This is a genomic window from Moorena sp. SIOASIH, assembly GCF_010671925.1.
In the GTDB taxonomy this organism is placed as follows: domain Bacteria; phylum Cyanobacteriota; class Cyanobacteriia; order Cyanobacteriales; family Coleofasciculaceae; genus Moorena.
The window spans coordinates 1,337,973-1,350,832 of the sequence record NZ_JAAHIH010000001.1 but is presented as its reverse complement, the minus strand read 5'-3'; the positions used below and the strand labels follow the sequence as shown (position 1 = coordinate 1,350,832).

At 42.4% G+C, this 12,860-nt stretch carries 12 protein-coding genes; 4 read left to right on the top strand and 8 right to left on the bottom strand.

Translation table 11 applies throughout. The features are described 5' to 3' along the window. Positions 1-34: 34 nt before the first annotated feature. Both F6J90_RS06025 and F6J90_RS06020 read right to left on the bottom strand, forming a co-directional pair. Positions 35-847: an RDD family protein gene (locus F6J90_RS06025; RefSeq protein WP_293091550.1), complete on the bottom strand. Its 813-nt coding sequence runs from the start codon at positions 845-847 to the stop codon at positions 35-37. Then, positions 835-1,743, bottom strand: a complete 909-nt coding sequence (locus F6J90_RS06020; RefSeq protein WP_293091549.1) for a DUF975 domain-containing protein — start codon at positions 1,741-1,743, stop codon at positions 835-837. The genes F6J90_RS06025 and F6J90_RS06020 overlap by 13 nt, the downstream gene beginning before the upstream one ends. A 79-nt stretch (positions 1,744-1,822) precedes the next feature. Between F6J90_RS06020 and F6J90_RS06015 the strand changes: the two genes are divergently transcribed. Next, positions 1,823-2,791, top strand: a complete 969-nt coding sequence (locus F6J90_RS06015) for a stage II sporulation protein M (RefSeq protein WP_293091548.1) — start codon at positions 1,823-1,825, stop codon at positions 2,789-2,791. On the opposite strand, the gene F6J90_RS06010 is transcribed toward F6J90_RS06015, so the two are convergent. From F6J90_RS06010 to F6J90_RS05995, 4 genes are all read right to left on the bottom strand, one after another. Next, a complete protein-coding gene (locus F6J90_RS06010; RefSeq protein WP_293091547.1) occupies positions 2,783-4,189 on the bottom strand; it encodes a DUF58 domain-containing protein in 1,407 nt (468 codons plus the stop codon). The genes F6J90_RS06015 and F6J90_RS06010 overlap by 9 nt on opposite strands. Positions 4,190-4,220: 31 nt before the next feature. Beyond that, on the bottom strand, positions 4,221-5,171 hold the full coding sequence (locus F6J90_RS06005) for a MoxR family ATPase (protein ID WP_293091546.1): 951 nt from the start codon (positions 5,169-5,171) through the stop codon (positions 4,221-4,223). 135 nt (positions 5,172-5,306) lie between these two features. After that, positions 5,307-6,425: a DUF4350 domain-containing protein gene (locus F6J90_RS06000; protein ID WP_293091545.1), complete on the bottom strand. Its 1,119-nt coding sequence runs from the start codon at positions 6,423-6,425 to the stop codon at positions 5,307-5,309. Beyond that, positions 6,412-7,071 (bottom strand): DUF4129 domain-containing protein, encoded by a 660-nt coding sequence (locus tag F6J90_RS05995; protein ID WP_293091544.1) that lies wholly within the window; start codon positions 7,069-7,071, stop codon positions 6,412-6,414. Before F6J90_RS05995 ends, F6J90_RS06000 begins: the two co-directional genes overlap by 14 nt. A gap of 186 nt (positions 7,072-7,257) precedes the next feature. Here F6J90_RS05995 and F6J90_RS05990 point away from each other — a divergent pair, with 186 nt between their 5' ends. After that, positions 7,258-7,692 (top strand): SRPBCC domain-containing protein, encoded by a 435-nt coding sequence (locus tag F6J90_RS05990; RefSeq protein ID WP_293091543.1) that lies wholly within the window; start codon positions 7,258-7,260, stop codon positions 7,690-7,692. A 129-nt stretch (positions 7,693-7,821) separates the two neighbouring features. On the opposite strand, the gene F6J90_RS05985 is transcribed toward F6J90_RS05990, so the two are convergent. Together F6J90_RS05985 and F6J90_RS05980 are read right to left on the bottom strand one after the other, a co-directional pair. Next, positions 7,822-7,995 (bottom strand): hypothetical protein, encoded by a 174-nt coding sequence (locus tag F6J90_RS05985; RefSeq protein ID WP_293091542.1) that lies wholly within the window; start codon positions 7,993-7,995, stop codon positions 7,822-7,824. A 361-nt stretch (positions 7,996-8,356) separates the two neighbouring features. Further along, positions 8,357-10,063, bottom strand: coding sequence for a dynamin family protein (locus F6J90_RS05980; RefSeq protein WP_293091541.1), 1,707 nt, complete (start codon positions 10,061-10,063; stop codon positions 8,357-8,359). Between the two features lie 505 nt (positions 10,064-10,568). Between F6J90_RS05980 and F6J90_RS05975 the strand changes: the two genes are divergently transcribed. Continuing rightward, positions 10,569-11,681 (top strand): PD-(D/E)XK nuclease family transposase, encoded by a 1,113-nt coding sequence (locus F6J90_RS05975; protein ID WP_293091540.1) that lies wholly within the window; start codon positions 10,569-10,571, stop codon positions 11,679-11,681. Positions 11,682-11,757: 76 nt separating this feature from the next. Then, the gene (locus F6J90_RS05970; RefSeq protein ID WP_293091539.1) at positions 11,758-12,726 is read left to right on the top strand and encodes an Rpn family recombination-promoting nuclease/putative transposase; all 969 of its coding nucleotides are present in this window, start codon (positions 11,758-11,760) and stop codon (positions 12,724-12,726) included. Positions 12,727-12,860: the final 134 nt, after the last annotated feature.

The window sequence follows — 12,860 nt, the reverse complement described above, 5'->3', positions numbered from 1 at the left end:
CATGGTTCAAGCTGGAGCAAGGGTGCGTGGGTCACTAATCCTGGGATGATAACTGCTGATAGGCAAGGTAAACAGCCTCCAGAAACAAGTTAGCCGTGACAACTGACGGTACCTTTTCCAAGGCAATCATGTCTTTGACCTGATCAGCCAGTTGTCGGCTTAACTTCGCTTTTGCCTGAAATGTCATTGCCTCGCGCCGCTGCAAATACTCTCGAATCATAGCAAAGTCTTCTGGCTGCAAGGAGGAGAAATCTGCCTGGGTTTGGAGCTGATTGGCTAAGGCTTGAGCCTGATCGGAGATCTCGAAGCTAGCAGAAGCAATAGGCTGCTCTTCTTGGACTACCAAGGTTCCTGCTAACCAATCTCCCAACCGTTTCTCTCGCTTGCTAAAGATAATTAAAAATACTCCCAGGAACCATAAATCATCAACAGGTCTGAGCAAAGCACGTAGGGTAGCTTGCTGTAGTCTCACTGGTCTAGCATCATCACGAATGACACGAATTCTTCCATAGCGCTTACCGGGTGTTTGTCCCTGCCATAGGGTTTCAAACAAAACGAAATAACCCACGTAAATCGAGAAAGTAATAAATAGATAAATTGCTAATAGCCACAGCCTTAAATCATTAATACCAAAAAAATAGTCTAATAAGTCCAGCAGTTGGGAAGATAAAAAGCCCCAAGCAATTAGAAATACTAATAAAATTAATCCTAAGACAATATAATCAATTAGCAAGGCATAAGCTCGACTGCCAATCCCTGCTAAGGTTAATTCTAATTCAACACTTTCTGGGGTTTGTATAGTGACTCGATTAAAAAAATTAATCGATGTTGAGGTTAGCTTCCCCATAGCTGCAAATCTATGCCTTCTTTACGACTACATATATCGTAGTATATCACTGATTTAATCGCTTGCCAGAAGGGAACCAACAACGCACCACTAGCAAAGCTCAACCCAAAAACTAGCACTAAATAAAGCCAGATAAAAATTGCTGATTCTTGAGGAAACAAAAGAGATAAAATAGTTTGTATGATGAATGTAGCTATCTGTACAGCAATCGAAATGGGTAGTGATATTAAAAAGCCAACAACTACTATCCCTTGAATACGTAATATAAATCCCTGAGTTAATTTCCAGCTGCGACCAATGGCTGCCCTAGCACCGATAGAATTTTCTATAGCCAGCGTTATTTCATAAATAAACAAGCGAGATATAAACCAGATAAATCCAAAGAAAAAAGCAATCATAAAAATACTCAAAACCAGAAATCCTATGATAAGCATAGCAACACTATTCTCAGGGAGAGTATCGAGACTATCTAAAATAGTACTGCTATTCCCAGAAATTGAAGCAAGGACTCCGATCAAGATACTAAGAAGAACAATAATTACCATTATTGCCACCCAAATTATCAAGGATACTAGGATTGCTACTCCAAACGTTATCAAGGATACTAGGATGCCTGCTCTGAGAAAACTCCACATCCGAGCATTGACATGGCGACGAGCCTCATTCACTGTTTCTGGACGTTCAATAATTTCCCTAAACGCTAGACGTGAAATTAGCCCAAACATGGCACAAAACTTAGCCCAGCCATATATGGGAACTAATAGCCATAGATAACCGATAAAAGCTAGACGATAATATAACTTAAAATGGTCGCGGTAGATCCGCAGACCGACATTAACAACATTACCAATACTGAGTGGTCCTAAAGATTGGTTGGGACTAGGCTCATAAGACATGGGTCGATGGGGCTATTGATGGCAAGAGAAGTTTTAACGCTATCTTAAGGGAGGTTTACGAAAATTACACGGAAACTTTATGAATATTAAACGTTGGATTGGGCGGCGGGAAGCAAATTGGAAACAGTTGGATACTCTCCTGCAACAAGTGGAGAAACGAGGAATCAAGTCCTTGCCAGCATCCCAAATCAAGGAACTCGCTAGTTTGTATCGCTCCGTCTCAGCGGATTTAGCCCGTGCTAGAACTAACCAAGTAGGCCATACCCTGGTCAAGGATTTACAACGACTCACCTCTCGGGGCTATAACCAGATTTATCAAGGTTCTCGCCGTCAAGACTGGCAAGGCTTAGGGGAGTTTTGTCGCTGGGGTTTCCCTGCTGTAGTGCAACAGACGTGGAGTTATATTGCGATCGCAACAGCAGTGTTTCTCCTCGGAGCCTTAATTTCCTGGTGGTTGGCTTGGCAAGATCCAGTGTTTATGTCCCTGGTGGTTCCGGAACACTTAATTGAACAAGTACGCGATCGCCAGGAATTGTGGATGGGTTCGATTTTGGGCATGAAACCCTTAGCTTCCAGTGGCATTATGATTAACAATATATCGGTATGCTTTCGGGCAGTGGCTGGTGGGATTACCTGCGGTGCCTTTACCCTATATGTCATGGCATTCAACGGAATACTGATCGGTGCCATTGGGACCTTAGTGGGTCAAAATAACTTAGCTTATCCCTTCTGGGCATTTGTGTTTCCCCATGGTTCCCTGGAATTACCCGCTATCTTCTTTGCTGGTGGAGCCGGTTTACTCATCGGTAGAGCAATTCTGTTTCCAGGCCAATATCGCCGGGTAGATGCATTAAAATTTTATGGCTCCCAAGCGGCTCAGTTGATGTTTGGGATTGTGCCGATGTTGATTATTGCTGGTATTATTGAAGGGTTTTTATCTCCCAGTCCCTTAGTGCCATCATTTCTCAAGTATTTGGTTGGAATCGGACTGTTTACCCTTTTGATTATATATTGTAATCGCCGGAAAGTTGAGGATACTTCAAAGTAGATTCCGAGCTTTGACTCGTAAGTAGCTCTCAACCAGTTGCTGACTAATCTGATTGGCTGGTGCATCCAAGACCAGAACTCCTTTTTGCTTCAACCGGGCAAAGGCAACTTGGCGCTGGGCAATTAAATCCAGAGCGACAGCACGGGTATAAGCGGCTTGCCCCCGGTCAGGGTTGAGCTCAACACTAATTCTTTTTTTCGCCTGCTCCTGGTATCCGCTGTGCCAAAGCTGGTCTTGACTGACAATTTTCTCTAACTGAGCCGTATTAGGGGGAGTGTGCGCCAATTGGTCAACAAGGGGGTCTCGAAGGGTGACACAAAAAGGTAAGTAGCGAGGGGTGAGGGGTTCTAGGGCTGCTAGCAATTCAGCGGAAGCAGTAACATCCACGATGTCTGTAATCAGTACGACTAAAGCACGACGAGTTTGCTGATTCACGACTTTTGTAACAGCACCAAAATAGTCTGGTTCTAATAACACTGGCTGAATCGGAGTGAGGCGTTCTATGAGTTTCGATAGTTGATGTTGACCCCGTTCTGGTGGAATCCAGGTAGTTATGTCTCGATCAAAGACACCCACGCCAACGCGATCGCCCCGATGTAACCCAGCTAATGCTAGGGCTAGAGTACTATTCAATCCCCAATCAAACCGCTTCAGTTGAAGTACCTGTGCGGTCATCAACCGTCCCCGGTCTAGTAATATAATTAAAGTTTGCTCTTTTTCCGGTTCCAGCACCCTTACTAAAGGGCGAGAGCGGCGAGCGGTGGCTTTCCAATCAATCAGGCGAGTGTCATCACCAATGCCATACTCCCGCAGTTCAGCAAATTCTGTCCCACTACCCAAGCTTCGGGAACGGCGCATGGTACCAGTATTTTCCAGGGTGAGGCGAATAGAAAGCGATCGCAAACTAACTAAGTCTGGATAAACTGCTACGTTCTGACTCCCTGGGATTTTCCAATCGTCCCACACCAAGCCCCAAGGACTCAACTGGCGCACGTGAATATCTCCCCAGTGAAACTGACCTCGTTTGGCTGGGTGAACCGTATAGGTTAGTTCCTTGTTACTATTCCGGTCAAGGGTAGCAGTGATGGTTGGGGTGGAAACAGCAAACTCTAATGGATAGTAGTCCTTAATCAGAATTCGAGCAACCTGATTTCTAGATTCCACTGACAGCACAATCAGATTATCTCGCCCAATCGATAACCGTTGTAAAGGGGTGCGGGTTACCTTCACTCGGTTAGGTTTGACCCGTTTTCCATCCCATAAGGCTAAACCAAGGACAATGCCATCAAAGACAAGAGTACTAATTAGACTGATTTGTTGATTAAAAACAGTAGCGAGTAATAATGCGATCGCAATACCTAGTATTAATAGTAAATAGGTTCGTTTTGAGGGAATCATAGTTTTTTTTGAGTGCTGAGTGCTGAGCCACTCACCTAGGCACTGGAACTTGCTTGAGTAATGAAGCAATTACGCTATCGATCTGTAACCCATCTAACTGCACCTCTGGTTTCAGAATCAGACGGTGACGGAGTAGAGGGAGTGCGATCGCTTTTACATCATCCGGTGTCACATAATCCCGTCCTGATAACACAGCTTGGGCTTTACTGGTTTGTAACCAAGCTACAGCAGCTCTCGGGGAGGCTCCCAAGGCTAAATCAGGATTTTGCCTGGTTTGCTGAACTAAGGCTAGCAAATAATCCAGCACCTTCTCGTCTACTTGGACAGCTTTAACCTCTTGACGAGCACTAAAAATTTGTTCTACAGTTGCTAGAGGTTTCAGACGTTCTAAATCCAAACGGCGTCCACGAAATCCTTTCTGAGTATTGAGCAACATTTGCTTTTCTGCTGCCGGGTCTGGGTAATCCACTACCAGCTTGAATAAAAATCGGTCTAACTGAGCTTCTGGTAGGGGATAGGTACCTTCAAATTCTAGAGAGTTTTGGGTAGCAATCACCCAAAATAATTCAGATAGAGGCAATGTTTCCCCGTCCAAGGTGACTTGCTGCTCTTCCATTGCCTCTAGCAGCGCTGCTTGGGTTTTGGGTGGGGTGCGGTTAATTTCATCAGCTAGCAAAATCTCAGTAAAGACTGGTCCTTTTTTGAGGGTAAAGTTGCGGGTATTCAGGTCAAAGATATTGGTTCCTAAAATATCCGATGGTAGAATATCTGGGGTTAACTGAATCCGCCGAAATTCGGCTTGGATTAACCTTGCTAGAACTTTGACAAGCAAGGTTTTACCGGTTCCTGGTACCCCCTCAATAATCACGTGTCCACCACTAAGCAACGCTACGAGTAACTGTTCGACTAGGGTCGATTGACCGACAATTATTTTGCCAAGGGTTTGCTTGAGGCGGTTCAAGACAGGGAGATCATTGGTCATTTGCTTTGATTAGCTATCCTGTGGGACCGTCTTCGTGGTACCAGGATAGCATGGGCAAACTCTGGTTGATTGGGGTTGGGATTAGTTAGGTTTATAGGCGGTGGTTTACGAAATCCAGCAGTTGTGATCATCGCATCAATCAAGACGAATTTTCTGCCATTTTCCCAGCCATTTTAGTAAGTCTGACTCCCTAATACGACGTTTACTAGATTGAATTTCCAGCAATTGTTTCAGTTCTGTAGCTGGACGTCCAGTTTGCTCAACCCAGGCATCAATTAGAGCTTGCTCCTCCAGCAGAGTCTGTCCTAATCCCAGTGCTTTTTGCAGTTGCAGTTGTTCGTCTTTTCCCACAACTTCCAACACAAACTCACTGCTGCCTGCTTTTTGCAAAACACCTGCTAATGCTCGGATGTAGGCTTCGCTGTTATCCACAACTGGTTCAGATAAGGTCAATGGTTGTCCAAAGCGGCGATTCAGAGCCCAGATGGCAACCAGAAGAATGATTAATCCTTGGATAAAGGCTGGCAATAGAGGGGTTTTCGCTAAATAACTGAATAGAGTCTCACCTACCTCTCGCTTGATCACATCTACATCTTTGTAACCGTGGAGGTATTCATCGACCCAAACCGGATTTTGGTTAGTTAAATTCCCCTCTGCTTTCAAGGGAGTAACTAGTTGCGCTAATAATTCATAGTTAGCCGGAAAGTCCTGATAGGCATTGGCAGCAAGATCGAATGTAGTGGCAAAGATAACTCTACCATCACCAATAGGCTTTTCCCAAACCACAGCACCAAAGCGATCGCTTAAAATTTTCTTCCCCTGATTACCCTTGTATCGCCGCCTGGTGTTAACCTTAACCTTTCCCGTTGAAGCCTCTTGGACAGTACTAAAAGCAGCCTCTGTCACCGGCTGCTTGACTCCCAAAATCACCATCGTATTGCCCTGTTTAATCCATTCTCGCTCTTTACCATAAATAGCATCTACTGTCAACCAACTAGTGACACGCAATAAGGTAACCGAGCCTTGAGCATCCGTCTGATTCGCTAAATCCTCAAAGGGTTTTTGCCAACGCTGTACAGGAGTTCCCCGTTTTGCCATGTAAGCGTACCAAGCGCCATAGCCATAGGGAGCGCGGCTGTAAGTAGAACCGCTATTGATTTTATTATTAGCTGGAGCAGCTACCAGGGTAATGATCATTAGTACTACGATTGCGATCGCACTAATTACCCCTAACCGACGCTTAGGAAATTTCATCCTTCATCCTTGATACTTGGCCTTTCGGCCACGCTACGCGAACAACCTTTATCTGCTGATAAGCCTCCTTGCACCGTTCAAAAACCTGACTAGAGACTTCGGCGTTACTAAAACATAACTGCTGGTGGGTGATCAGTAAGATTTGGTATGGTTTAGGTTGCGGTAATTGCTGGATGAGTTGTAGATATTCTCCATCCGTGCGACTGGGATAGCGAGGGGCAATGCCAGTATCGTGTAATTGCTGCAACATCCCCATATACAAGCAACGACAGGCTTCGGTGTAGTTACCCTGCTGCTGATAGTTTTGCGATCGCTCCCACCAATTGACCACTGATAATTCTGGAACTGGTCGTTTTGTCACTCTGTTTGCAGCTTGAGTCAGTTGCTGGTAATAATAACTAATATAAGGATGTAATCCTCTCAACAGCCGCACCCCTAGCCAGCTTAGGATTACAGCAACAAGTAACCAAAACGTTATCCTAATCCCCTGACCTAGTATAGGAGACAGTAACCAAGATGGCAGTGAGCTTTGGGGTTGGTCAAGAGGCACCTGAGACATTGTCAGTTCCCACCACTCCCCGAATTGTCGTTGCAGCAGCTGCAACTGCCAATCCAAACTGTTTTTTTCAAAAGAACCAGTAGACATGTCACTAGTCAAGGCACAAGTTAAGATACTAATAACTAATAATGTTACACAGCGGATTTAGGGCATGGATTAAGTCATACCTGCATCCGTATTATTCTTTTGTGTGGTGTAGCCTTCTATCCTTTACCGTTTACCATAATCTAAAATAACAGTACTTAAAGCCGGTAAAAACTGCTATTTACTAACATGACAAGTCTCTATACTGACATTGATATCAATGTCCCAAGGCAGAAGGTTTGGCAAATTTTGTTCCATAAACAGCAGTGGAAGTACTGGAACACGTTTCTATTTGATTGTGACTCAAGTTTACGGTTTGAGCAGGGCAAAGAAGTCTTTCTGTCGCTGCGACGGCTTCCCAATGAAGAAGAGACAGAATTTGAGCCATTGGTGACTCAGGTCCAGCCTGGTGTGTGTCTAAGTTGGGTGTCTTCTATCCCTGGCTTTCGTAGTGAATGTGTATTTGATTTGCAAGAAATAGGAGTGGGTCGTACTAAATACGTCCACAAACACTCTTATTCAGGTATATTGTCTCGGGTGTTTCTACCGTTTATCCGAGAGGATGAGTTACGGGGTATTAAACGAATGGCATGGGAGTTGAAGCGTTATGCTGAGGGGTTTTAGAACGTTAGTATGGCTAGGCACACGCTTACTCCGGGTGAAGTGTTAAAGATGACACTGTAGACAAGACCGACTTAACCACACCCGGAAGCACTCGTTTACCTGACAAGTAATCCCTTAGTAACTAATTCCTTAGTCAAGATAGCCCATCAGTTCATCTGTCCCTTCACTAACATTTGTAGCAATAGGACGATTTTGGGGTAATGGCTTTATGCTCAGCTGTTTCCTATCGATGTATCCTGAGGATCCAGTTGCTTTAGCAGTGAATTGGAGTTCCTTGTCTTTATTGCTATCTGTGCTGCTCATATCCCTCCTGGGACTCCTCAATGAGAGTCAAAAATAATTTATTATATAGCTACGTCTGGTCTAAGTTGACCAAGTTAGGTTTACAGTAAACAAAAACTACTGTCAAGGTTATAATATCACATTTGATAGCAGTTCTATACCCAAAGCTGCTAGAACGCCCACAGCCACAGTGCTCCCCGGTGGTGTTTAGCAGATTTGGGACTGATTGAGAGATCAGTAAAGCTACCAGTACAGCTACCAGTTGAAGCTAGTAAGGGCATTAGATATCTAGATGATGGCTTCAACAAGCATGATTCTGCCAGCAATGATGAACAGATTAATCGGCCTTAACCCAATAGTTAAGACCAATAACCAATAACCATTAACCAATCAATAATAAATCCTTAGCCTTGCTCTGGATTGTTCTATAGTCCTTAAGGATAGGTTCTATTCCTTCTTCTTCCTGTTCAACATAATCATCTAAATCTCCAAATACTCTTTTTATTTCTTCATAGATCAGACTAGACTTTAAGTTCAGTTGCTGATGAATATCTGAGATCAACTTATTTTTATCACTGTCTAATTTTTGGCTAATCTTGCTAATTATCATTTTTCTTTTAAGATAAAGCGCTCCCCCGGAAAATAAAATCCCAACTCCGGCAAACGCAGCACCGATAAGATCCAATATTACTATTTCGGTTATCGCCATAAATAGGCCAGCAATTACTGTCACCGCCGCTCCACCTAATATATTGGTAGCTACTCCACTAGCGTTAGATTTTAAGGTATTGATAAACTCAGCATCTTCAAGGAGCTTAGATGCTTTTTGCTTAACGTCTTCAAACACCTCATGACGGCGCTCCATAACTCGGATAGATATATTGCTATTACTGGAATAATTCTGGATAGTATTTAAATCTTTTATTAAGGAATCAATTAGGTTTTTAATATCCCCTAAAAAATGGTGTGTCTCCTCTTTTAAAGTTTCCTCTAACGAGACCTGTAGCTCTGGTTCATACTTGGCCTTGATCTGATCGATCCAGGCTTGGATCGAGGCATTTTTATTAACGGTACCAACAACGGACTTATTGATTAGTTTAGGAAAGGTGAAACCAGCGCTAAAATCGGATTTTATTTGCTCAGCAACTAGATCATAGTTAGCGGCTAACTTATCCACCAGTTTAGTAATCTCATCTTGAGACTTTTTTTCACCAACAGCTAATTTAGTTTTGATTCGTTCTACTGATGATTTATCCAGCTCTAGTTGCCGTTGGATAGATTTTAATTCATGGTCTAATTCATCAATCACGTTTTGAGTGCGATCGCTAATTGATTTCAGTTTAATTTTGTAAGTCTCCCCACCGGTAACCATATCATTAATAAATCGTCTCACGTCCCTAAACCCACTCCCCTCTTCATTTCCATTGTTTTCTAATTCCGCTGATGTCGCAAAAACTATAGGAGACTCAATATGTCGTTGACTAGCATAGTCTTTAACTCTCTGAGTATTTCGGCTTAATTCTTCTGGTTTAGTTAAATCAGACTGTTGAAGTATGAAGACTACTTTTTTACCCCATTGCTCACTAACATAATCCAGAAGTTCCCAAGCTGTTTTATGATAGGGATTCTTAGCGAAGAATACAAAAAACACTAAATCACTGTTAGGAATATAGTTTTCAGTAATCTCTTGGTGGTTGTCCAGAATCGTATTCGTTCCGGGAGTATCGACAATTGATATAGTTTTCAATATGTCAATCGGTAAACCAATTTTTCGTAACGTTGGGCTAATCTCTTTTTCAAACTGCTGCTCTGAATAAACAATTTGTTGAATAACATCCGTACATGGCTCAACATCAGTTTTACAAATATTTTCTTGAAGTAGGGCATTAATAAAGCTACTTTTTCCGGCTTTTACTTCTCCAACAATAACTAATAAAAACGGTTCATTACTATTTTTTTGTATCGTCCTTATTTTTGACTGTAATTCCGGTTTATTGATTTGACTAGCAAATTTCTGCAAATCTTGTAACAGGTGATCAATATCAAGTTTGTGGTTGTACAAAACTTGATCAATAATTTGATTTTTCATGAAGTTTACTCCCCTAGATTAGACTATCCTAAATTAGGACAAAAGAATTATTCAATTTTCTAGCTATGGTAGATTGATTATAGTTACTTTAAAAGGAGATCGCAAGGTAAAAACACTGATCAGGTAAGCCTTCAGCTCTCAGCTGTCAGCGCTCAGCCCTTGATTAGTCATTAATCAGTAGTCATTGGTCATTTGTCTAATGCGTTCGCGAACGGAACATCGCATTATGAATCGGGGGGTAGAGTCCCAATGTTGACGAGACCCGAATCCCCTCATATCGTTGTAAATTTTCTCGAAGTGCTGACGCAGTTGAGGAAGAATAACCTTTAAAATCTCTCTCACGGTAACCAACTCAAATGGACAAAATTCGCTTATTGCTTATTGTTTCAGTTTAATCCCTCTTGGCTAGGTTTGTCTAAAGACCATTGCTCAGGACTGACCCACTGATCCAGTATAATGAAGTTAAGTCGAGATGGCATAGTGATTGTAGATAGCAAGACTAATCATGGCAGCAACACACATACGCTTTGACTGGGCAATCAAAAAACAACTGCGGGATAAAGCTAATTATGTTGTCCTCGAAGGCTTTATCAGCGAATTACTCGGGGAAGTGATTACCATTGAATCAATACTAGAAAGTGAAAGTAATCCTCAGACACAAGACAATAAACTAAACCGGGTGGATATTCTAGCTCTCAATAGTGCTGGGGAGTTATTGCTGGTGGAGGTGCAAAATAGTTCGGAAAATGATTACTTTCAGCGGATGTTATTTGGAGTTTCGACTCTGATTACCGAATATCTGGATAAAGGAGAGCCTTATAGTAAAGTCAAAAAGGTCTACTCCATTAATATAGTTTACTTTCCCCTCGGCCAAGGACAAGATTACATATATGATGGAAAATTAAATTTCATCGGACGTCATATCCAGGACAGACTAGAGCCATCAAATCTCCAGAAGGAGTTGTTCACAATTGAGCAGGTGTACCAGATATTTCCCGAATATTACATCTTGAGAGTGAAACAGTTTGATGATGTGACTAAAAACAGTTTGGATGAATGGATATATTTCTTGAAAAATAGTGAAATCAAGGAGGAATTCCAAGCCAGGGGATTAGCCCAAGCCAAGGAAAACCTGAGGATTGAGAGTCTACCTAATCAAGAAAAGGCAGCGTATCAGAAATATCTGGAAGATAAACGGTATGAAATTAGTATGCTGGAAGGGGCAGAGGCAGTCGGAGAATTAAGGGGCAGAGAAGAGGGCATAAAACAGGGTAGAGAAGAGGGCATAAAACAGGGTAGAGAAGAGGGCATAAAACAGGGCATAGAGCAGGGCAGAGAACAGGGCATAAAACAGGGCATAGAACAGGGCATAGAACAGGGCATAGAACAGGGCATAGAGCAGGGCATAGAACAGGGCATAGAGCAGGGCATAGAACAGGGCATTCAACAAGAACGTCGTGCTAGCTTGGAGCGAATACTTCAACTACGATTTGGAACGATTCCTTCAGAGATATCTGAAAAAATTCAAGGCTTAGATATCCAACAATTGGACACCTTAATGGCCAGGGCATTAACAGTTACTTCTTTAGATGAGTTTAGCCAACATCTGCCGAATTAATGGCCAGGTGTTAAAATAGAAGTCTAAAGGAAATTAAGTCGAGATGGCATAGTGCTTGTAGATAGCAAGACTAATCATGGCAGCAACACACATACGCTTTGACTGGGCGATCAAAAAACAACTGCGGGATAAAGCTAATTATGTTGTCCTCGAAGGCTTTATCAGCGAATTACTCGGGGAAGTGATTACCATTGAATCAATACTAGAAAGTGAAAGTAATCCTCAGAGGCAAGACAATAAACTAAACCGGGTGGATATTCTAGCTCTCAATAGTGCCGGGGAGTTATTGCTAGTAGAGGTGCAAAATAGTTCGGAAAATGATTACTTTCAGCGGATGTTATTTGGAGTCTCGACTCTGATTACCGAATATCTGGATAAAGGAGAGCCTTATAGTCAAATCAAAAAGGTCTACTCCATTAATATAGTTTACTTTCCCCTCGGCCAAGGACAAGATTACATTTATAAGGCGAAATTAGATTTCCGAGGACGTCATACCCAGGACAAACTAGAGCCATCAAATCTCCAGAAGGAGTTGTTCACAATTGAGCAGGTGTACCAGATATTTCCCGAATATTACATCTTGAGAGTGAAACAGTTTGATGATGTGATCAGAAACAGTTTAGATGAATGGATATATTTCCTGAAAAATAGTGAAATCAAGGAGGAATTCCAAGCCAGGGGATTAGCCCAAGCCAAGGAAAACCTGAGGATTGAGAGTCTACCGAATACAGAAAAGGCAGCCTATCAGAAATATCTGGAAGATAAACGGTATGAAATTAGTATGCTGGAAGGGGCAGAGGCAGTTGGAGAATTAAGAGGCAGAGAAGAGGGGATAAAACAGGGGATAAAACAGGGGATATTAGAAGGCATTCAACAAGAACGTCGTGCTAGCTTGGAGCGAATACTCCAACTACGATTTGGAACGATTACTTCAGAGATATCTAGGAAAATCGAAGACTTAGATATCCAACAATTGGACACCTTAATGGCCAGGGCATTAACAGCGAATTCTTTAGATGAGTTTAGCCAACATCTGCCGAATTAATGGCCAGGTGTTAAACTAGAATGTAAGGGAAAATTATAGCGGCGTAAGTTGGAATTCCTGCCTTCTTTACTCTATTATAGGATAGTAAACCTTCAACATTTAACCTTCAACATTTAACCTTCAACATTTAACCT

What these genes read in the sequence shown, in the direction of transcription:
- F6J90_RS05990 (WP_293091543.1), top strand. Translation starts at nt 7,258, where the DNA reads ATGACAAGTCTCTATACTGACATTGATATCAATGTCCCAAGGCAGAAG.
- F6J90_RS05985 (WP_293091542.1), bottom strand. Translation starts at nt 7,995, where the DNA reads ATGAGCAGCACAGATAGCAATAAAGACAAGGAACTCCAATTCACTGCT.
- F6J90_RS06005 (WP_293091546.1), bottom strand. Translation starts at nt 5,171, where the DNA reads ATGACCAATGATCTCCCTGTCTTGAACCGCCTCAAGCAAACCCTTGGC.
- F6J90_RS06015 (WP_293091548.1), top strand. Translation starts at nt 1,823, where the DNA reads ATGAATATTAAACGTTGGATTGGGCGGCGGGAAGCAAATTGGAAACAG.
- F6J90_RS06000 (WP_293091545.1), bottom strand. Translation starts at nt 6,425, where the DNA reads ATGAAATTTCCTAAGCGTCGGTTAGGGGTAATTAGTGCGATCGCAATC.
- F6J90_RS05975 (WP_293091540.1), top strand. Translation starts at nt 10,569, where the DNA reads ATGGCAGCAACACACATACGCTTTGACTGGGCAATCAAAAAACAACTG.
- F6J90_RS06025 (WP_293091550.1), bottom strand. Translation starts at nt 847, where the DNA reads ATGGGGAAGCTAACCTCAACATCGATTAATTTTTTTAATCGAGTCACT.
- F6J90_RS06010 (WP_293091547.1), bottom strand. Translation starts at nt 4,189, where the DNA reads ATGATTCCCTCAAAACGAACCTATTTACTATTAATACTAGGTATTGCG.
- F6J90_RS06020 (WP_293091549.1), bottom strand. Translation starts at nt 1,743, where the DNA reads ATGTCTTATGAGCCTAGTCCCAACCAATCTTTAGGACCACTCAGTATT.
- F6J90_RS05995 (WP_293091544.1), bottom strand. Translation starts at nt 7,071, where the DNA reads ATGTCTACTGGTTCTTTTGAAAAAAACAGTTTGGATTGGCAGTTGCAG.
- F6J90_RS05970 (WP_293091539.1), top strand. Translation starts at nt 11,758, where the DNA reads ATGGCAGCAACACACATACGCTTTGACTGGGCGATCAAAAAACAACTG.
- F6J90_RS05980 (WP_293091541.1), bottom strand. Translation starts at nt 10,063, where the DNA reads ATGAAAAATCAAATTATTGATCAAGTTTTGTACAACCACAAACTTGAT.